Below are 914 nucleotides of genomic sequence, written 5' to 3'. Positions count from 1 at the left end.
GACTGGCGGCCCGGACTGGACGTCGTCGGCAACTGGTGGCCGTACTGCCCGCCCGGCACCCGGCTCCCCGGCGAACTGGCCGACTTCCTCGGTGCCGGACCGCCGCCGGTGTTCGTCGGCTTCGGCAGCATGGCGGCCGGCGAAGGCGCCCGGCTCGCGGAGATCGCCGTACGGGCACTGCGGGCGGCGGGCCTGCGGGGCGTCCTGCAGGCCGGGGAGGCCGGGCTGGCCGCCGCGGGGGCGGCGGGCGACGACGTCCTCGACATCGGCGAGGTCCCGCACCGACTCCTCTTCCCGCGCACCGCCGCCGTCGTCCACCACGGGGGCGCAGGCACGACGGCGGCCGCCCTCGAAGCGGGCGTCCCGTCCGTCCCGGTCCCGGTCACCGCCGACCAGCCGTTCTGGGCCCGCCGGGCCGCAGCCCTCGGCGCGGCCGCAGGCCCGCTCCCCTACCGGCGGCTCACCGCGGAATCGCTCGCCGGGGAACTGCGCCGGGCGGCGGGCGAAGCGGGCTACCGCGCACGCGCCGCCCGCGCCGCGGGCCGGATGGCCGCGGAGGACGGGGCGGGGAGCGTCGTCCGCCGACTGGAGCGCATGCTCTGCCCGTGAGCGGAGGCTTGTCCCCGTACGGCCTCGGGCCGACGCTGCCCGAGCCGGGCCGCGGGGCCATCCCGCGACACGGCGGCGGCGCCTCGCCCGCAACCGGGGCGCGGGCTTGCCCGGCGCGAGCGGTCGGCGCTGTTCCCGACGCGGGGGCCGCCGTCCGCCGACCGACGGTCCGGGATGCCCTTTCGCGAGGGCGGGACCCGACCCGGCCGGGGACCGTGCCCACGGCGGGCCGCCGGGGGCGTCCCGGGCGCGGGGGTGCATGCTGTGCCCCCGAGCGACGGCGGGGGCGCGGGCCCGCGCCGCGC

Annotated in this window: 1 protein-coding gene; it reads left to right on the top strand. The window is 81.3% G+C overall.

Annotation, left to right across the window (positions count from 1 at the left end; all coding sequences use genetic code 11):
• The coding region (locus EF903_RS33090; protein WP_148142672.1) for a glycosyltransferase at positions 1-609 on the top strand (609 nt) is incomplete at its 5' end.
• Positions 610-914 lie beyond the last annotated feature (305 nt).

The organism is Streptomyces sp. WAC05292 (genome assembly GCF_003949955.1).
In the GTDB taxonomy this organism is placed as follows: Bacteria; Actinomycetota; Actinomycetes; order Streptomycetales; family Streptomycetaceae; genus Streptomyces; species Streptomyces globosus.
This window is presented reverse-complemented; position numbering and strand designations above follow the sequence as displayed.